At 40.7% G+C, this 19,309-nt stretch carries 22 protein-coding genes; 4 read left to right on the top strand and 18 right to left on the bottom strand.

Going from position 1 to position 19,309, the window contains the following annotated elements:
- Nucleotides 1-103 precede the first annotated feature (103 nt).
- From hrcA to gpr, 6 genes are all read right to left on the bottom strand, one after another.
- Entirely contained in the window at nucleotides 104-1,135 is a 1,032-nt protein-coding gene (hrcA, locus tag P855_RS0109040; protein WP_028783268.1) for a heat-inducible transcriptional repressor HrcA, read from the bottom strand.
- A 99-nt stretch (nucleotides 1,136-1,234) separates the two neighbouring features.
- On the bottom strand, nucleotides 1,235-2,383 hold the full coding sequence (gene hemW, locus P855_RS0109045; RefSeq protein WP_028783269.1) for a radical SAM family heme chaperone HemW: 1,149 nt from the start codon (nucleotides 2,381-2,383) through the stop codon (nucleotides 1,235-1,237).
- 59 nt (nucleotides 2,384-2,442) lie between these two features.
- Nucleotides 2,443-4,260, bottom strand: coding sequence for a translation elongation factor 4 (lepA, locus tag P855_RS0109050; protein WP_028783270.1), 1,818 nt, complete (start codon nucleotides 4,258-4,260; stop codon nucleotides 2,443-2,445).
- A 225-nt stretch (nucleotides 4,261-4,485) separates the two neighbouring features.
- Complete coding sequence (locus P855_RS0109055) at nucleotides 4,486-4,830, bottom strand: DUF3679 domain-containing protein (protein WP_028783271.1); 345 nt, start codon at nucleotides 4,828-4,830, stop codon at nucleotides 4,486-4,488.
- Nucleotides 4,831-4,849: 19 nt separating this feature from the next.
- Entirely contained in the window at nucleotides 4,850-6,007 is a 1,158-nt protein-coding gene (spoIIP, locus tag P855_RS0109060) for a stage II sporulation protein P (RefSeq protein WP_037985738.1), read from the bottom strand.
- A 93-nt stretch (nucleotides 6,008-6,100) separates the two neighbouring features.
- Complete coding sequence (gene gpr / locus P855_RS0109065) at nucleotides 6,101-7,195, bottom strand: GPR endopeptidase (RefSeq protein WP_028783273.1); 1,095 nt, start codon at nucleotides 7,193-7,195, stop codon at nucleotides 6,101-6,103.
- 162 nt (nucleotides 7,196-7,357) lie between these two features.
- Here gpr and rpsT point away from each other — a divergent pair, with 162 nt between their 5' ends.
- Nucleotides 7,358-7,618, top strand: a complete 261-nt coding sequence (rpsT, locus tag P855_RS0109070) for a 30S ribosomal protein S20 (protein ID WP_028783274.1) — start codon at nucleotides 7,358-7,360, stop codon at nucleotides 7,616-7,618.
- Between the two features lie 138 nt (nucleotides 7,619-7,756).
- Here the strand turns inward: rpsT and holA are convergent, their stop codons facing one another.
- Entirely contained in the window at nucleotides 7,757-8,803 is a 1,047-nt protein-coding gene (gene holA / locus P855_RS0109075) for a DNA polymerase III subunit delta (protein WP_037985740.1), read from the bottom strand.
- Between the two features lie 358 nt (nucleotides 8,804-9,161).
- Here holA and P855_RS21790 point away from each other — a divergent pair, with 358 nt between their 5' ends.
- Nucleotides 9,162-9,296, top strand: coding sequence for a YqzM family protein (locus P855_RS21790; RefSeq protein ID WP_028783276.1), 135 nt, complete (start codon nucleotides 9,162-9,164; stop codon nucleotides 9,294-9,296).
- 41 nt (nucleotides 9,297-9,337) lie between these two features.
- Here the strand turns inward: P855_RS21790 and P855_RS20715 are convergent, their stop codons facing one another.
- From P855_RS20715 to P855_RS0109095, 3 genes are all read right to left on the bottom strand, one after another.
- Nucleotides 9,338-11,626: a DNA internalization-related competence protein ComEC/Rec2 gene (locus P855_RS20715; RefSeq protein ID WP_051353125.1), complete on the bottom strand. Its 2,289-nt coding sequence runs from the start codon at nucleotides 11,624-11,626 to the stop codon at nucleotides 9,338-9,340.
- A 1-nt stretch (nucleotide 11,627) separates the two neighbouring features.
- On the bottom strand, nucleotides 11,628-12,095 hold the full coding sequence (locus tag P855_RS20720; RefSeq protein ID WP_051353126.1) for a ComE operon protein 2: 468 nt from the start codon (nucleotides 12,093-12,095) through the stop codon (nucleotides 11,628-11,630).
- A gap of 68 nt (nucleotides 12,096-12,163) precedes the next feature.
- Nucleotides 12,164-12,745, bottom strand: a complete 582-nt coding sequence (locus P855_RS0109095; protein ID WP_028783277.1) for a ComEA family DNA-binding protein — start codon at nucleotides 12,743-12,745, stop codon at nucleotides 12,164-12,166.
- A gap of 79 nt (nucleotides 12,746-12,824) precedes the next feature.
- Here P855_RS0109095 and comER point away from each other — a divergent pair, with 79 nt between their 5' ends.
- Complete coding sequence (gene comER / locus P855_RS0109100) at nucleotides 12,825-13,637, top strand: late competence protein ComER (protein WP_028783278.1); 813 nt, start codon at nucleotides 12,825-12,827, stop codon at nucleotides 13,635-13,637.
- Nucleotides 13,638-13,725: 88 nt separating this feature from the next.
- On the opposite strand, the gene P855_RS0109105 is transcribed toward comER, so the two are convergent.
- Genes P855_RS0109105 through P855_RS0109140 form a run of 8 tightly spaced genes read right to left on the bottom strand, consistent with a single transcriptional unit; the run spans nucleotide 13,726 to nucleotide 18,746 of the window.
- Entirely contained in the window at nucleotides 13,726-14,457 is a 732-nt protein-coding gene (locus tag P855_RS0109105) for a class I SAM-dependent DNA methyltransferase (RefSeq protein ID WP_028783279.1), read from the bottom strand.
- Nucleotides 14,458-14,463: 6 nt separating this feature from the next.
- Entirely contained in the window at nucleotides 14,464-14,811 is a 348-nt protein-coding gene (gene rsfS, locus P855_RS0109110; protein WP_028783280.1) for a ribosome silencing factor, read from the bottom strand.
- A 17-nt stretch (nucleotides 14,812-14,828) separates the two neighbouring features.
- On the bottom strand, nucleotides 14,829-15,407 hold the full coding sequence (gene yqeK, locus P855_RS0109115; RefSeq protein WP_028783281.1) for a bis(5'-nucleosyl)-tetraphosphatase (symmetrical) YqeK: 579 nt from the start codon (nucleotides 15,405-15,407) through the stop codon (nucleotides 14,829-14,831).
- Complete coding sequence (locus P855_RS0109120; RefSeq protein WP_028783282.1) at nucleotides 15,397-15,963, bottom strand: nicotinate-nucleotide adenylyltransferase; 567 nt, start codon at nucleotides 15,961-15,963, stop codon at nucleotides 15,397-15,399. Before P855_RS0109120 ends, yqeK begins: the two co-directional genes overlap by 11 nt.
- A gap of 15 nt (nucleotides 15,964-15,978) precedes the next feature.
- The gene (gene yhbY / locus P855_RS0109125) at nucleotides 15,979-16,269 is read right to left on the bottom strand and encodes a ribosome assembly RNA-binding protein YhbY (RefSeq protein ID WP_028783283.1); all 291 of its coding nucleotides are present in this window, start codon (nucleotides 16,267-16,269) and stop codon (nucleotides 15,979-15,981) included.
- Between the two features lie 4 nt (nucleotides 16,270-16,273).
- On the bottom strand, nucleotides 16,274-17,107 hold the full coding sequence (gene aroE / locus P855_RS0109130; protein ID WP_028783284.1) for a shikimate dehydrogenase: 834 nt from the start codon (nucleotides 17,105-17,107) through the stop codon (nucleotides 16,274-16,276).
- Between the two features lie 16 nt (nucleotides 17,108-17,123).
- Nucleotides 17,124-18,227, bottom strand: coding sequence for a ribosome biogenesis GTPase YqeH (gene yqeH, locus P855_RS0109135; RefSeq protein WP_028783285.1), 1,104 nt, complete (start codon nucleotides 18,225-18,227; stop codon nucleotides 17,124-17,126).
- A gap of 3 nt (nucleotides 18,228-18,230) precedes the next feature.
- The gene (locus tag P855_RS0109140; protein ID WP_028783286.1) at nucleotides 18,231-18,746 is read right to left on the bottom strand and encodes a YqeG family HAD IIIA-type phosphatase; all 516 of its coding nucleotides are present in this window, start codon (nucleotides 18,744-18,746) and stop codon (nucleotides 18,231-18,233) included.
- Nucleotides 18,747-19,097: 351 nt separating this feature from the next.
- Between P855_RS0109140 and sda the strand changes: the two genes are divergently transcribed.
- Nucleotides 19,098-19,238 (top strand): sporulation histidine kinase inhibitor Sda, encoded by a 141-nt coding sequence (gene sda, locus P855_RS21795; protein ID WP_028783287.1) that lies wholly within the window; start codon nucleotides 19,098-19,100, stop codon nucleotides 19,236-19,238.
- Nucleotides 19,239-19,309 lie beyond the last annotated feature (71 nt).

A 19,309-nucleotide genomic window follows, 5' to 3' on the forward strand; every position in this document is an offset into this window, starting at 1 on the left:
CACCGTTAAGACTATAACACTTTTATAGGCTGGACAAAAGTAAAAGGACAAAAATAAGGGATGGGAAGAGAAGCTGCCCATCTTCATCCATTCTTACCATTTTTTATTCACCTTGATACCAGGATTTGAAAGTATCTGTCATTTCGGATGACAAAACATTCATCAGCTTGATGACACGATTATATTCCATCCTGGTGGGTCCCAATAAAGCAATTGTCCCTATTTGGTCATCACCCAAGGCATAACTTGCTGTAATTAAACTGCAGTCCTGCATGGCATCTACTTCATTCTCATGACCTATTTTCACATGTATACCCGGGTGCTCGCTGCGAAGCAAGTGGACAATCTCATTCTCTTTCTCCATCATGGCATACAAAGATCTAACTTTTTCTAAGTCTTTGAACTCTGGCTGCATGAGAATGTTGGTTTTCCCGCCGACATACAGTTTCGCAGGCTGTTCATTGAGTAAAGCCGCCTGCAGGTACTGGAATGCCTGTTCATAATTCCTGGTGTGGGTTTTAAGCAGATCTCCCACTTCATTAAAAATCTTTTCATGAAGCTGTACTAACGGCACTCCGTACAAACGGTCATTTAATATATTCACCATTTTTTCCAGGTCATACGCTTCAATTTCCTGAGGAATAGTAAATGCCCGATGCTCGACATGGCCGGTGTTCGTCACAAGGATCGCTACGGCTGTCTGGTGAGTCAACGGAACTATCTGAAGCTGTTTCAGTTTCGTTTCGAATACCTCAGGTCCTAAGATGATCGATGTGTAATTTGTCAGATCGGAAAGGATTCCTGCTGACTTTTGGACCACTCTCTCAAACTCAAGCATCTGATCCCGAAAAGTTTCCTGAATAGAACGTATTTCTTTATTTGAAAGACGGGACGGAGACAAAAGGTGATCCACATAAAATCGGTACCCCTTTTCAGAAGGAACTCTTCCTGAAGAAGAGTGCGTCTTTTCAATCAATCCCATCTCTTCAAGATCCGCCATTTCATTTCTGATTGTTGCGGAACTGAATGTGACTTCGTCTTTCTTTGAAATGGAACGGGAACCCACGGGTTGTGCCGTTTGGATGAATTCATCAATAATCACTTGCAGTACCAGTAATTGCCTTTCTGTCAACATGATGATCACCTCTGTTAGCACTCTTGTCTGTTGAGTGCTAAATCTAATATTAAATTATCAAATGCAATTTCTAATGTCAACGACTTTACCTTGATTTTTTCATGATTCTTCACCTTCTAATAAAAACTCCTGGAATACCTCATTACCAAGGATACGGCCCTTTTCTGTCAAAGCGATTTTATCCGGGTTTCTTACGATCAAATTACGGTCTTCCAATTTAGGTATTGCATCACCGAATATCTGCTCAATTGTTTTACCGAATTTCAATTCAAACCTGTGTATGTCCACTCCTTCTGTTTTCCGAAGTCCCAGAAACATTTCTTCTTCCATTCGTTCTTTTATGCCTATAGGTTCTTCGTGCAGCACAGGCCTGCCATTCTCTGATGCTTGTTTGATATAAGCTGGAAGAGGGCGAAGGTTCACAATCCGTCTTCCTGGCAGATACCCATGAGCACCGGCACCGAAGCCGTAATAAAATTCATTGTTCCAGTAAGTCAGGTTGTGCCTGCTCTCATAACCCGGTTCAGCGAAATTACTGATTTCGTACTGATGCTTGCCGTGCACAGTCATTTTATCTTGCAGCAATTCATACATCCTTGCTTCCGATTCCTCTGGAGGCTTGATTAATTTCCCTTTTTTATATCGTTGATAAAAAACGGTCTTCGGCTCGATTTGCAATGAATAGGAAGAATAATGAGGAAGGTCGAACTTCAGCGCCTCATCGACAGTCCGTTCAAACTGACTTTCCGTTTGCCCGGGAAGTGCGTAGATCAAATCGATGCTGATATTCGTAATCCCTGCTCCCAAAAGCCGTTCAATATTAGTATAGACATCTTTCACTTTATGAAGACGACCAATCTTTTCAAGCATATCGTCATCGAAAACCTGTACACCTAAAGAGATCCGGTTGACTCCGAATGCTTTCAGCAAGTTGACTTTTTCTTCGTCAAGATCGCCAGGATTCGCTTCAAATGTATATTCCTTGCACGATTCTATATCATGATAACGCTCGATGATGAGAAGAAGTTTTTTCAGCTGTGCCTTAGAGAGTGCTGTCGGCGTCCCGCCTCCTACAAAAATAGTCTCCGGGGTGATTTTCTCCTGTAAAACATAATGTTGCATTTCCTGCTCCAATGCATTCAAGTAATCATCTGCCAGCTTTTCATTATAAAAAAACTTTGTGAAGTCACAGTAATGGCAGATTTGCTGACAAAATGGGATATGAATATATACAGATGGTATCTGCATGATATACCGCCTTTCATAACGAAAACCGCAAGAAACGCTTCCTGCGGTTTTTCAACTTATTAATTATCGTCGTCATCCATTTCAAGCACGGACATGAAGGCTTCTTGCGGTACTTCTACAGAACCGACCATCTTCATCCGCTTCTTACCTTCTTTTTGCTTTTCTAACAGCTTACGTTTACGGGATATATCTCCGCCGTAACATTTTGATAATACATTCTTTCTCATAGCTTTGATGGTAGACCGCGCCACAACCTTGTTGCCGATTGTCGCCTGGACCGGTACTTCGAATTGCTGTCTTGGAATAAGGTTCTTCAGCTTTTCAACAATTTGCTTTCCCCGTTCATATGCAAAGTCTCTGTGGACAATGAAGGACAGTGCATCAATGGTATCTCCATTCAACAGGATATCCATCTTCACAAGATTGGATTCCTTGTATCCGATTAACTCATAATCAAAAGAAGCATACCCTTTTGTTTTGGACTTAAGGGCATCGAAGAAATCATAAACGATTTCTGACAAAGGGATTTCATAAACGATATTGACCCGATTTTCATCCAGGTATTGCATGTCTTTGAAGTCACCGCGTTTTTTCTGACAAATCTCCATGACTGGTCCGACAAAATCATTCGGAACCATAATGGTCGCTTTAACAAACGGTTCACGTACTTCCTGGATTTTTTGGTTATCAGGCATCATAGATGGATTATCGACTTGAATCTCACTACCATCTGTCAATGCTACCTGGTAAATAACACTTGGAGCAGTGGTGATCAAATCAATGCCGAACTCCCTTTCGATTCGCTCCTGGATAATTTCCATATGAAGCATACCGAGGAACCCGGTACGGAATCCGAATCCAAGCGCCTGTGATGTTTCTGCTTCATATTGTAGGGAGGAATCATTCAACTCCAAACGTTCCAAAGCTTCACGAAGATCGTTGTACCGATTGGCATCAACAGGATACATCCCACAGAAGACCATCGGATTCAGACGTTTATAACCAGGAAGAGGCTCGGCAGCCTGCTTGTTTGCAAGTGTAATCGTATCACCTACCTGGCTATCCCCGACGTTTTTTATCGAGGCAGTCAGATAACCCACATCCCCAACCGTCAATTCATCCAATGGGGCTGGCTTTGGCTTGAAAACACCTACTTCATTCACTTCAAACTCTTTTCCAGTAGCCATCATCCTGATTTTATCGCCGACTTTGACAGATCCTTCCTTTATACATACATAAGCGATGACACCACGGTAAGGATCATATAAGGAATCGAATATCAGTGCTTTCAGTGGTTCTTCAACATTACCTTCAGGAGCGGGAATGTCGCTGACGATTCTTTCTAAAATTTCATCAATACCTTTCCCATCCTTAGCAGAAGCAAGGATAGCATCAGAGGCATCAATTCCAATCACATCTTCAATTTCCTGTTTTACCCGATCAGGATCTGCGCTTGGCAGGTCGATTTTGTTAATGACAGGGATGATTTCAAGGTCATTTTCCAATGCTAAATAAACATTTGCAAGCGTCTGGGCTTCGATCCCCTGGGCTGCATCCACGACCAAAATAGCACCTTCACAGGCAGCAAGACTACGCGAAACTTCATAAGTGAAGTCGACGTGTCCTGGTGTATCTATTAAATGAAAAATATAGTCTTCACCATTTTGTTTATAATTTAATTGTACCGCATTCAACTTGATCGTTATTCCCCGTTCCCGTTCCAAATCCATGGCATCAAGGAATTGTTCTTTCATTTCACGCTGTGTCAGCGCTTTTGTTTTTTCTAATATCCGATCAGCTAAAGTCGATTTTCCATGATCAATGTGAGCAATGATCGAAAAATTTCTCACACGCTGCTGTCTTTGATTACTTGCCAATTACAATCCACTCCTACTATTTTTACGAACGATAACTAGCATAGATTATAGCAATAGCCAAGCGAATATTCAATCATCAATAGCGCAATCCCACTAGTTCTATGCGGAAAAAGAATGCATAGAGAGCATAGAAAGTTTCTTATTTATCTAGAAAACATCCAACTGCTATTAATGGATGCCACAGAAGAAAGCAGCCCCATGGAAAGGACTGCTTTCTTTACATTATCAAAATAATGGTTCTACCATATTGGCGGCTACGGTAATGACCACATCGTATATTTTAGAGACACCGCCCCCCAGCAATTCGGCCAGCTGGACGCTGGAATGGGCAGCTTGATTTTTATAGGTATTAATGTTTGCATCTATATTTTGCTGTTCTATCGGTATGCCCAATACAGGTGTATCATATTTATCATTGACTACCTGTTCAATCACTAACCCTTCATTCAGATGTTCAGTGGTATACCCACTGGTCTGGATGACACCTTCACCACCCTGTTTGAGGCCAAACAGAGCCCCGCCTAAAAACAGTATGATCATCATACATAACAAAAGAAGATATTTTAGCATTACGGCCACCACCTGTTCATTAGTCACCTGAAACTTTTTCAGCATTCCAATAATAATCGCTGAAGATTTCCGCTACTGCATCCGCAGCCCGATAAACTTCTTCCAGGCTATTTTCATGTCCGCCAAATTCAACAAGGATGGCATTCTCAGAAAGATCTTGATTGTATTTGCCGTCTACTCCGTTCCCTTTCTTTTTGATTACTCCACGACTTAGCCCAGGATATTTTTCCTGGAGCATTTCATGCAGATCAGCAGCCAGCCTTGCATTTTTTTCAAAAGAGGCATGTTCAGCACCGATGACAAAAATTGTTTTTGCATATGTTTTCCCATTGATTTCCGTAGTGGTAATATCCCTTGGTACTGCATCACGATGAAGGTCGAAAATATATTGAACATCCTGGTTAGACCCCATCACCTCCGAGACGAGTGTTCGAGAGGCATCATAAGGTGCCATACCTTTATCTCTTGCATACTGGGTAACATCTTGTGTAAGTACTTTTGCACCAATCCCATTGGCTTCCAGGGATTTTGCCAGCCTGTCACTAACTTTAGTGATATTTACTTCATCATGGTATGCGTGTTCTGTCCCTTTTGCTAAATGAGGAAGAAAGGATTCCCGGTTATGGGTATTATAAATAAGGACAACATCACGCCCGCCTGTTGAAGGGGCTTCTCCTTCTCTTGATGGACTTTCCACTGGTTCTTCATCTTCTGTATCGACAGCTTCTCTATCTTCGAGTACGACATCAAGAGGTGGATGTGACTCTACTGGTAAATTGGTATAGTCTGTACCTTCGCCTGCCACAAGAATTTCTCCATGATACGTATCAAGACCGGGCAGTTCCCTTCCCAACAGACTTCTCGGGTCATTCGGTGTCAAGCTTGTCGCCAGCTGGAAACCCATAGTGGATAAGTTGGGAGGGGTTATGTTTTCTGGATATGCTGCTTCAAATAATCTGTTTTCCATACTGAATAAGTAGAGAAAAGAAGGCCCTTCGATTTGGCTGGTCCAACTCTGGATCGTCTCTGAATAAAGGCGATAAGTAGGTTTCACACTCGTCAATGCCCCGATAATCAATAATAATGCAAGCATGCCTCCTACTAAGGATCCAGCCCGTTTTGATAGCCTATTGAATTTATAATACTGGAATGGCGGCTGTCGTCTTAGTTTTTTCATCGTCCCAATCCCTTCATGATCTTAAGGCTGTTTACTAAAGTCTATGAAGGGATAACTAAAATAGAACATTACTCTATCAACTTTCTATCAATACTACCTCGTAAATGATTGCGCTTCATCTCCTTTAACCCTTTCATGAAGAGCGGCATTGATCCCTGAGGCTATTACATGCGCCATATCCTTCATGAACCCATCTACTTCCTTAGGGGTGACCATAAGATTGTGGCCGATAGGGGATAATACTTCTTCTATCAATTGACGTTTCTCATGCGTTTCCAGGCCTCCCACCATACCAAGAATCGCTTTACGCTGATCCAGGTCAGGCAAATCCTCTTCACGTAAAGTTTTCTCACCAAAAGTCATCCTGGCCGGTGTAAGAGATTTAGATGGATCATCTTTCTCCCGCCACTCTCTGCCCATATGCTTCAACAAGTAATCAATGGTATCATTCGTAATCGTGACAGCATCCACAACGGTCGGAACTCCCACTGCTATCACCGGGATATTCAATGTAGATTTACTAAGCTCTTTTCTTTTGTTCCCTACGCCTGATCCTGGATGTATTCCTGTATCTGATAATTGGATGGTAGCATTGATACGGTCAATGGATCTTGATGCCAGTGCATCAATGGCGATCACAAAGTCTGGTTTTGTTTTTTCAAGTACCCCCAAAATGATATCGCTGGTCTCGACTCCTGTTACCCCCATTACCCCGGGAGTTATTGCAGCGACAGGACGATAACCTTCCGCTACTGTTTCCGGGTGTAATTTAAAGAGGTGGGTGGTCACCATGACTTTTTCCATAGCCATCGGTCCTAACGCATCCGGAGTGACATTATGGTTTCCAAGACCCACCACCATGCACGTCTGTCCTTCTTTTATATCATTCAGTTTAAACAATTCGCCAAGCTGCTCTGCCAAAACGACTGATAGTCGTTTTTGCATATCGGTGTCCTGGTTTCGAATGGCTTTTGATTCCAGTGTAATGTAGTTTCCCGCCTTTTTACCAAGTCTTTCTTCCGCCGCTTCATCAATCGTGACATATGTAACCTTTATGTCCTCCACGGTCTTCTCTTCTACCTCCACCCCTTGCGGAGATTGCTCCTGCTGTTCATCCTCGACATACATATCTCTGGCTTCAATTGCAAGATCCGTGCGGACAGTATATTTGATATTATTCTCATCCATAAACCTGCCTCCTTTTTGTTATCTAGCTTGAAGCAGGTATAAGAATTTTATACCTTTTCTTTTCCTACAGGGATAAACCTATTGAAAACTAGTGATGGCTTTGGTAAAATGTCTCTTGTTCGATATGAATGATTCTTATGTTTTTACCTGGGAGGTGAAATCATGCCAAACATTAAATCCGCAGTTAAACGTGTTCGTACTACAAATGACCGTCGCGCTCAAAACCTTGTATACAAAGGGGACATGCGTACAGCAGTCAAGCGTGTGGAAAAATTAGTAGCAAACAATGATGCAGAAGGTGCGAAGAGCGCTCTACAAACTGCAACGAAAAACATTGATAAAGCCGTTCAAAAAGGGATTGTCCACCAAAATAACGGTAACCGTCAAAAATCTCGCCTAGCTAAAAAAGTAAACAGCCTGTAGGCTTGCTTTTTTTATGACCAACAAGCGACTCTTGCCAGGGTCGTTTTTCATTTTGCAAAATAATGGCTTAGCTCTAATAAAAGAGCTGCATGAAACGATATGATTATCGTCCCATGCAGCTCTTTTTTGTTTTGTACGTCATCCGATTTTGTTATTTATCCGTTTAATATTAATCATTCGATAAAGGAGTAATTCAAACGCCAGGCTTTTCTCTACTTTTCCTTGTTTAATCTGCTGATCTGTTTCGGTAAGCTGGTCCATAATCTGTTCAAGTTCATGCAAACTGAAATATTGTTCTCTTTTCATTGCCATTTTAATTACATAAGGGTGTGCTTGTATGTACTGCCTCATTTGATTTTGGGCATAGCCTTTTTGTTTTAATATTTTCGCTTGAAAAATAATCCGGAATTGCGAAGCAAGCAAGGCTGTCAAAGCTATCGGGTCTTCATTCATCCGACTCAGATCCTTGTATAAATGAATCGCCTTGGAAAGATCCCTTTCCATAACTGCGTCAACCAGTTTTAACCCGGATGCTTCAGCACTGTGAGAAAGCAACTCTTCTGCAGTTTCCCTGGTAACCATTCCATTTTCTTCAACATTTAACGCTAATTTTTCCATTTCACTTCTAAGTACCATCAAGTTCGTTCCGATTTCCTGAATAAATAATTCATGAAGTTCTTTAGGGACCTGAATGCCCATTTCTTTTGCGATGGATTGGATCCATTCATCCATATTCCATTCCCTTACCGGCTGACAAGGAACAATTTCCCCGTTTTTTTTAAACTGTTTGAATGTTTTTTTCCGTTCATCCAACTTTTCATAAGGGGCAGTAATAACTAAAATAGTGTAATCCACCGGGTTTTCCAGGTAAGCTTGCAACGCTTCGATATCATGTTCGAATGGCAGCTTGTCCGGTTTTGCTTTCATAAAAACGGGATTATCTGCAATGATGACTTTTCGCTCACCAAAAAAAGGATAGGTCTCTGCATCAGTGATTACATCTTCTATAGGAACTTCTTCTAAATCATAATAAGATACATTTACATCCTGATCTTCTTCTGACAAAGCATTTTTAAGTATTTTTTGTTTGATATCCTGGATTAAGTATGTTTCTGTTCCATATAATAAATATATCGAAGTAAATTGTTTCTTGTTAATTTTTTTCATTGTTTCCACGTAATTCATCGTTACACCCCAGCTTACTTGATAAATGTGACAGGCACCTCATTCTTCCTATCCACAAACGGAACTCAGTGTTATTATTTTATGCCGGTTAGGAAGCCTTGTCAAAAATATTTAAGAACGAGGTGCCTGAACAATCTATATGAACGCCGTCCGATCCATACCCGGGTGAAAGACCGGGCGGCGATGTTGTTGTCCCTTGGTTTTAGATTGACCAAAAGGACGCAAACTATAGATGACAACTCTTGCTAACGGAGGCAACAATAAAATGGATAGTTTTTATTATTTAAATTTGTATTGAATCTGGATTTTTATCGATGTATCACTTATACTAAAACACAGGTATATAGGAGGGGTAAAAGTGAACGAATTCAAAAAAAATATTCAATCAAAAAATAATGACGTCATTGATTCAGGCAAAGGGTTCATTTTCTCGTTCTTGTTCTTTTTCATTATATTCTTTGTCGGTGTCGTCGTGAGTGTAATCGGATCATAGTAAATATTTACGTAGAGAGGCTGCTGCTAAAGCGGCCTTTTTTATCGCTTTTTCCTATCGTACGTGTGATTAGTATAAAACGTGCCATCGTCCTCCGTGTATTTATATTGGATGGCACCTTGCAAATCGGTTCTGAATATGCTTATTTCCTGCTGTGACAAAGCTTCAATTGTTGTCTTATGAGGATGACCATAACGATTATCTTTCCCCGTTGATATGAGTGCTGCCTTCACTTGAAGACTTTCCAGAAATGCTTGTGAGGATGAAGTGCTGCTTCCATGGTGGGCAACTTTCAACACATCTGCCTGTAGATAGGGAAAAGCATTAAGAAGTTCCTGTTCCACCTTAACTGATATATCCCCAGTAAACAGCCATGTATCCATTCCAAATGAAGTGTGCATCACTAATGAATTATCATTTGTCTCTGCAAAATCTTTTACCGGATTTAAAATAGCGAATCTTTGGCCATTCAAGACGAGACTATCCCCGCCTTTCGCTCGTATGATACGCAGCCTTTCTTCTGAAACCTTTTTTTGTAACGCCTCAGAAAATTGAAAATAGGGACTTGTTATCAGCTTTTCCACATGAAATTGATCAATAACATAGGGCACACTGCCAACATGATCGGAATCCTCATGGCTTAAAAATATGGCATCGATGTCACTGATACCTTTTGACTGAAGGAAGGGTCGGATAACATTGTCAGCAATTCTTTTTTGGTTTTTTGAAAAATGGGATGGACCTGCTGCATCAATCAGAAAGACTCCTTTACGATAAGGAAGTTCGACGACAATGCTGTCTCCTTGTCCGATGTCCAGTATGGTGATGGTACCTTCTTTACTAAAATAAGGTTTCAGCGAAAATATTATCAACAGTGTTACGACCAGGATACCTGTATTAAAAGCTTTTCTTTCCTCTCCATTTTCCAACTTTACCATCATGAGAGCTAATAGAATATAGTACCCGATACTGAATAATGGTGTGATTTTACCGATTATCCAAGGATAATATAAAAAGGTATCCACCTGACGCAGAACTTCCAGGAAAAAGCCGTGAATGAGGAGAAAAATTTCAGATCCTAACGAAGCTAAACCAGGTACGAATAACGTAAAGAAGCTTAAAAAAATCATATACGGAATGACAAAGAAAGAAAAATAAGGGACGTAAATTAAATTGATGAAGATAGAAAGAGGATTGAATTGGAAAAAGTTGAAAAGCTGGAGAGGTAAAATAATCAATTGACTCAATAAGCTGATCTTGGAAAGTAAAAATAATTTGGAAGAAGTTCGGTTGAACCAGGTGTTAGAAAGAACTATAGCGAACGTTACAAGAAAAGAAAATTGAAAGCCTAAGTGATAAAAATAAGAAGGATTGATTATCAAAAAACTTAGCAATAATAAGCTTAGCATGTCCAGCAAACGAATCTGAAGCCTCAGTTTCAGGATCAGCATACCGAGCAATGCCATCGTAACAGCTCTCAAAACAGAAGGAGCTCCTCCTGCAAATAAGGCATATAGTGGCATAAAGAAGAAAAGGAACCAAAAGCTTTTTTCCACCGTCGTTATACCAGATCGATACAATATATACAAAAGTAACGCGATCATTAATCCGATATGCAAGCCGGAAATGGCTAATAAATGAGAAAGGTTCCATCTTCGAAATAACTCGATAATTGTGTTATCTAGACCATCCGTATTTCCAAATACCAACGCCGTCAGCCAGGAAAAAACATCATCAGGCAGGTTTTCTTCATAAGCATTGAGCAGTCTCTTCCTTTGTTCGTATAACAAGGCCAGCCAAGAGCTGCCACTACAAGTCATTTGCGTGGCTTCATTAATTATGATTTGTGAGGTGATTCCCTTGTGTGATAAATAGTCACGATAATCAAATTCACCAGGATTCGTTGCTGAAGGAGGGAGGGAAACAGCAGACTGGACCTGACATACAGCACCATGTTGCCAGTCAGCTGTAAGTGCTGTTACAGAAGCAGAAGAATTTTCAACGAAGGCTGTCAATAATACTTTCTGTTTTGAATCAGTCACTTTCATGACAACTTCTATCGAGTTGTCTGTTTCATTTGGAATGGTTGCCAATTCTCCTGTTATGACCGGACCAGGTTTTCCTGGTGCAGGAGGATCGCCGGTGACAATCAAGCCTCCAAGCAAATAGAAGCTGCCGATCATTATCATCCTATGTTTTGAAGGCTTCATTATAAAAAGACCTGTCAGCAGCAATGTTATATAAATAATGGCGGTGCCTTCCTGCCAGGAAGAAAAGGTAAGTCCCCCCAACACGAAAGCAACCGCAAAAATGTGCCAGTATCCCCGCATTTTATACCTCTTTTTTATTTGCCAACGGATCGAGTGGCCACTCTTCCAATTCGACTTTTGCCATCTTCACACCAGCATCTCGGAATAACTCAATCGCATAAGGATGATTTCGATAATCAGCATGATAATAAACAGATGTAATACCAGCCTGGATGATTGCCTTGCAGCAATGAAGACACGGAAAGTGGGTCACATATATCTCAGCTCCTTCTGTAGCTACACCGAATTTAGCACATTGTAACAAGGCGTTCATTTCAGCATGGATAGTGCGGACACAATGCCCATCGATGACATAACACCCTTCATCAATACAGTGCACGCCACCTGATACGCTTCCATTATAACCCCCTGCAATCATCCGCTTATCTCTTACAATTGTAGCACCAACAGCTAAACGTTCACACGTGCTCCTCATTTTCAGCAAATGACTTTGAGCCATAAAATATTGGTCCCATGATATACGCTCCATTATGTATAGGTCCCCTTTTTCTAGATTTTAAAATAAGTTTACATTGGTGGAATTTTTTCGTCAATCTTCTACGGAATCTGAATCGAATCCCCTATATTCTCCAAGGTTTTTTCACCTATTCCACTAACATCCAGCAAATCATCCATTGTTTGGAACAGGCCATTTTCTTCACGATGCTGTACAATGGCTTTTGCTTTTGACTCTCCAATTCCATCCAGTTGTTGAATCTCCTCTACATCTGCATAATTGATTCTGATTTTGTCATCCTTAACGTCGCTTTCGATACTTCCTTCTTCCGTATTTCCGTAACTATTTACGATGATCATCATTTCATCGATCAATCGCTGTGCAAGGTTGACCGATGTTGGATCGGCCTCTTTTCTCATGCCTCCAGCCATCTCTATTGCATCCGCGACACGACTCCCTGCTGACAGCTCATATACGCCAGGTTTTAAAACTGCCCCCTTGACATCAACGACTATTTTATCCTGTTCTGCAAGGGGGTTACTTTCATCTGTTTGTCCGGAAGTCTCTTCGAGCGGAAATGAAGCAGCAACATCGTCTTCTTTTTCCTTTTCCTCTGCCACAAGTATCCATATTATGATTGCACCAACCATAGCCATCCAGGCATATTTTTTAATCCAATACATATAATCAAACACATCCTTTCCTATAAATCGAGCTTAGTTCATATAGATGAAATAATAGATAATCTAAAGGAGGTATAACATGATTTGGGGAGTCATTGGGACCGGAAACATGGGAACGATTGTCATTGAATCATTGATTGAAAGCGGCTCACTGGAAGCAACCGAAATGATCGTGACCAACCGATCTTTAGAAAAAGCTTATGACCTTAAACAAAGACATCCTGGTCTTGGAATAAAAAAAGAATTAGGTGACTTAATCGTTGAATCGGATATCATCATGCTGTGTGTAAAGCCGCACGATATGAAAGAATTACTTACAGAAATAAAACCTTACATTAAAGATAGCCAGTGTGTAGTTTCTATTACGAGCCCTGTGGGGGTAGATGAACTGGAGAAAGCACTACCGTGCCAGGTAGCGAGAATTGTACCCTCCATCACGAACCGATCTTTTTCCGGAACAACGTTGATGAGTTTTGGCGAGTCTGTAAAACCTGAAATGAAAGCTTTATTGAAGCAAACATATAAATTCATTTCACGGCCGATTGAAATTGAGGAACCCTACATCAGAGTTTGCTCTGATATCGTTTCATGCGGGCCAGCTTTTATAAGTTTCTTGATGGAAAGGTGGATTGAAGCTGCCGGGGAGGTAGCTGGACTGCCTGAGGAAACAGCCACAGAGTTAACTACAGAAATGCTGATCGGGTATGGGAGTTTACTGGCAAAAAATCATTATACCTTAGAAACATTAAGGAAGAAAGTAAGTGTTAAAGGTGGGGTCACCGGGGAAGGATTGATTGCGTTAGAACAAAATATCGGAGACTTATTCGAGAAGATGTTCCAGGCAACGCAAAAGAAGCATAAAGCGGATAAGTTAATGCTGAAGCAGGATTGAAGTCCTTATATATAATATTACCTTATGCCTCCTAAGATGCATAGCGGAAATTTAAAAATCACAGGAGATCACTGTCATCTCCTGTGATTCATTTTCTCTTACATATAAAAAACAAACGATCGCCATCTGCATCATTATGTACCGGTTCCCGGTTTAAATCCGCATAAATTGCCATGATTATAAAACCTGCCGCATGCAACTCTTTTTTCAAACGATCCATCCTGTAACCTCGCTGGGTGTGATATTCATCAAAACGTTTATAAGAACCCTCAGGTTTTTGTATAAAAAAAGTCAAGTCATGGACAAAAGTATCTGCTTGCTCCCCATGTTCGCAAAACCAAATATAGGTTGTTTCATCATAAACTTCTGCAAAAGTTTTCCCGGCCATACTTTGTTGCAGATGGCTAAGCGAGTGCACATCAAAAATAAAAGTTCCACCAGGCTTCAGAATATTATATGTTTGCCTGAAGACAGCCTTTAAATCCTCCAGGGAAGTGATGTAATTAAGGACATCAAAATAACTGATCACTGTATCATAGTCTTTTAAACCGGCCAGATTGCGTATATCCTGATGCAGCCAATGAATCCTTGTGTGAGAAGGTGTCTTATGGTTAGCGATCGCAAGCATATCTTCTGAAAGATCGACACCCGTCATTTGATATCCCTTTTCAGCCAGACGAATAGTAATTTCCCCGGTTCCGCACCCCATATCCAACATATGGATCCCTGAAGCATGATCTTCTGTAAAGGAAACCCACTCGTCATATGGCACATCCTGCATCAAAAGATCATAAACGGAGGCCATTTCACCATAGGACATGGGCACTCAGACGCTTTCAATCGCAACGGTCGGAGCATCTCCCCATAACCGTTCTAAATTATAATAATTTCGCTCGTCCTTATGGAAAATGTGGCAGATAACACCGTTCAAGTCGACAAGAATCCAACGAGCTTGTTCAAAACCTTCAATCCTTGTAACAGATAACCCTGCTTCTTCCGCTTTTTCTTTTACTTCACGAGCAATAGCCTGAACCTGCCGTTCATTTGAACCCTCGCAGATCAAAAAATAATCGGCGATAAGAGATACTTCTCCCATATCCAATACGACAATATCTTCCGCTCGTTTATCATCACATGCTTGTGCAGCAAGTATCATCAATTCTTTACTATCCATCTTCAAACCCCTCCATTTCATCTATGGGTGATTGTATTTATTAAATGATTATAGTTATGAAGTGTATCCGGATAAACTTTTTGTCCTTTGGACATTAAGAAGAAAATCGTGTTCTGTGCAGCCTGAAGACATGCTTTATCCAAATTCTCCTGTGCTGTTTCCCGCACCTCATCAATACCTGGAAACTTTCTCCCCGGCTCTATATAATCGGCCAGAAATAGTACTTTATCTAATAGACTCATATTTGCTTTACCAGTTGTATGACAGGTAATGGCTGCAGCGACTTCCGCATCATCAAGACCTGCTTCTTTTTCAAGTAACAATGCTCCTACAGGCCCATGCCACAATTCATGATGATAATGTAATAAATCCTTCGGCAGACGTTGGTCAGCTTTGATCCACCGCTTCATTTCTTCTTTGTTTCGATACTTTGCATAATCATGTAAGATGGCAGCCCGCTCGGCTTTTTCCACATCAGCACCATACATTTCAGCCAGTTTCACTGCTGTATCTGCTACCCGGATGGTATGTTCAAAACGCTCTTTTTTTAATTTAGCTTTTACAAGTTGCAGTGCCGTATCACGGTCAAGATTCATATAATCGATGCTCCTTTATATATTCAATCACAGCATCGGGCGCTAAATACTTGATTTCCTGCCCCTGTTCTAAACGTTCCCTGATCATCGTTGAAGAAATTTCAATTACCGGAATCTCTACTTCCTTAATGGAATAAGGACTGCTTAATGGATATCCGCTGCGTTTCACTCCGACAAACTGGACAAGTTCTATCAGTTTATCGATAGCATGCCACTTTGGCAAATATTCTACCATGTCTCCTCCGATAATGAAATAAAAGGAAGTATCCGGGTACCTTTGTTTCAATTGGCTGATGGTATCATAGGTATAGGATTTACCATTTCTTCGTAATTCAATATCATTAATAGAAAAATGGTCATTACCAGCCGTGGCAGCCTTTACCATCTCGAGCCGATCCCGATTGTCTGCATTGGCATTGTCTTTATGTGGCGGTTGATTAGATGGAATGAACCAGACCTCATCCAGATTTAAGCTTTGATAAACCTCCTCGGCAATAATCAAATGACCCAGATGAGGAGGATCAAATGTACCTCCCAGAATTCCAACACGCTTCATATAACCCTCCCCTTATTAAGGAAGTTCAATTTGTTTGTTTTCCTCTGATTCTTTATATAACACAATCGTATTTCCTATGACTTGGACAAGTTCCGCCCCGGTACCTGTTACCAATTCTTCTGCCACTTCATTTTTGTCCTCCATACAATTTTGAAGGACGCTGACTTTAAGTAGTTCTCTTTTTTCCAGAGCGTCGTCAATCTGAGCAATCATATTTTCATTGACACCGGTTTTTCCAACTTGAAAAATCGGATTCATATGATGAGCTTGAGCACGCAAATAACGCTTTTGTTTTCCTGTAAGCATGAGTTTATGCTCCTTTCAAATGTGCTTCCAGTGTTTCTAGCAGTCCTTGTTCATCCAACGAGGCTCCTGTCCAGATTTCAAAGGCATACACCGCTTGGTAAAGCAGCATTTCGTGGCCCTGATGGATCCTTGCCCCTTTTTCCGACGCTTCCTTCAGAAAAGCTGTCATTAATGGCTGATAGACTATATCACTGACAATTGTACCTTCACGAATATTCTCCAGGGAAATAATTTGCTGTTCTGTATGAGGTTTCATTCCAACAGTTGTCGTTTGAATGATTAGATCATAATCAGCTACATGATTTTCAGCTTCTGCAAGTGAAAGTATTCCACTTCGTTTGGTTTTATCATTGCCTTTCGTCATTTCTTTAACACGAGCTGATGTACGATTCGCAATGTCTATATTTTCAAATCCCGCATGTACTAAGGTATAAAAAATACCCTTCGCGGCACCACCTGCACCCAGGATTAAAATATTAATGTCAGAGCTGGATATATCCGGGTATTTGACCTTTAAAGAATTCAGAAACCCTTTCCCATCGGTATTAAACCCTGTCCATTGACCATTCTCCACTTTGACTGTGTTCACTGCACCGATCAATTCAGCTTGTGTGTCAACGTCATCCAGTTCCATCATGATCTTCTGCTTGAATGGGACTGTTACATTAAATCCGTTCAATCCTTCTTTCCTCAAGAGTTCCACTTGTTCAGTAAAACTCCCTGGTTCCAACTCATATAAATTATATTCCCCAGATATATTCGCTTGTTGCAACAATTGATTATGGATCCATGGGGACAACGAGTGCTTGATGGGATTGCCTATCAAACCTAGCTTCATAAATCTACACCCCTTATTATATTAAAGATTCCCTTAAAGATACTTTAACCCCTTGAGGAGTATGGACCGTTACTGATACAGGTCCCTCTGGTACAGTAATCCATCCTAAACCGGAAATTACGATATCCGTTTTATCTTCTGCTATTCTATACGAAGCAGGCTTCAATTCGGGTAATCGTTTAAGGGTTGTTTCATCAGGAGGTGACAAAAGTTCTCCTAAGTGATTATGATATAGTTCATCCGCTTTCTCCAGCTTAGTTCGGTGGATTGGCAAGTCATTGGACACATAGCAAATGAATGAGCTCCTATCCCCTTCATCAAAGTCCATGCGTACCAGCCCGCCAAAGAATAGTGTTTGTTTATCATTAAGTTGAAAAACCATAGGCTTTATTTCTTTTTTAGGTGTAATCCGCTTCAAGTCCTTGTCAGAAAGATAGTGAGCGATTTGATGACGGTGAATTACTCCTGGCGTATCGAAAAGTGATGAACCATCATCAAGGGGAACATCGATGAAACCAAGAGTCGTACCAGGAAAATAAGAGGTAGTGATAGCATCACTCACTCCATGTGTTCGACTGATCAAACGATTAATAAAGGTAGACTTTCCTACATTAGTGGTGCCTACGATATAGACGTCCTTTCCATTTCTCATACGATCAATGACTGAGGACAATTCTTCAATCCCCTGCCCCCTGGCAGCTGAGATCAATTGAACATCTTCTACTTTCATTCCTAATTCTTTTGAAGCCCGGCGAAGCCATTGTCTGACTTTATTATGATTGACTGACTTCGGAAGCAAATCCATTTTATTGCCAACCAATAAAATAGGATTGTTCCCTGTTAAGCGTGCCAGCCCAGGTATGAAACTTCCATTGAAATCAAATATATCAATTAAATTGACAATAAGGCTGTCAGTTTCAGATATTTGATGCAACATTTGTAAAAAGTCGTCATCCTGATAAGGTACATCCTGTACTTCGTTATAATTTTTCAAGCGGAAACACCGCTTGCAAATCACTTCTTCCCTTTCTAACGCAGAAGCAGGCGCAAATCCCGGCTGATCAGGGTGTTCCGTCTGTATTTGGACGCCGCATCCCTGGCATATGATTTCCTTATTCAATCTTTATTCCTCCCAAGTCAGTTTACCTTTTTTTCTCATCCACTTCAGAATCCTGCGCTCAACTTTCCGATTCAAACGTGTGAAGAAGCCATCCGTTTCTACAATCGGAACAACTAAGATAGTATGAAATCCTGCAAAGTTTCCTCCAAGAACGTCAGTGAGCAACTGGTCGCCGACGACCACGATCTCTTCTTTGTTCATTTCCATTTGCTTCTGTGCTTTTTTAAAAGCATAGGACAAAGGCTTTCTCGCACTGTAAATGAAACTGGTATCCAATGGCTGGGAAAAAACCCGAACCCGCTCTTGCTTATTATTTGAAGTAATTGTCACCTTGATTCCATGCTCATCCATGACCTTGAACCACTGGAGGATTTCTGGTGTAGCTTCAGGAACATCCCAAGCTACTAAGGTGTTATCCAAATCTGTAATAATACCCTTAATCCCCCGTGCTTTTAAATCTTCAGGTTTAATTTCAAATATACTGTCTACATGTTCATTCGGTAAGAATTTATTGAACAACCCATTCACCTCATTCGCTATTTACCCGCACCTTTTTTACTCCTTACCCATCATATACAAATTCCACGCATGATTCAAAGTAATTCGTATCATTCTAAAAATCGTTCGACAAATTACGTCAAAATCTCACCTGTGGATAAGTTTATGCACATTTTCCACATACCTTTGACAATATTTCTATGAATAAACCAGCATTTATACACAAGTTATCTACATTTTGCTGTAGATAACTACTCTGTTGTATGGGTGCAACTTTCATGGTAAAGTTGGGTTACCAAAGGAGATAGGATACGTTTTCGAAATTGATTACACCTGATTGGAGGTGAACGTCACGCTATTTTGTGACGCTATATGGAGCATTTGACTGATAAGCTGTTGATTGAATCCTACCAAAAAGCATTAGAACTGAACTTAAGTAAAGAGTTTATAGAATTGATTGAAGAAGAATTACATAGACGGTCCATACACCCTTCAATAAAAAAAACCAGCTGATAGAGGTAAAATTCCCCAATAACGCACTTTTGGCAACCAAAAGTGCGTTATTTTTATTTTTAAAATTATTC

The sequence above is a fragment of the Thalassobacillus devorans MSP14 genome (genome assembly GCF_000496835.1).
In the GTDB taxonomy this organism is placed as follows: domain Bacteria; phylum Bacillota; class Bacilli; order Bacillales; family Halobacillaceae; genus Thalassobacillus; species Thalassobacillus devorans_B.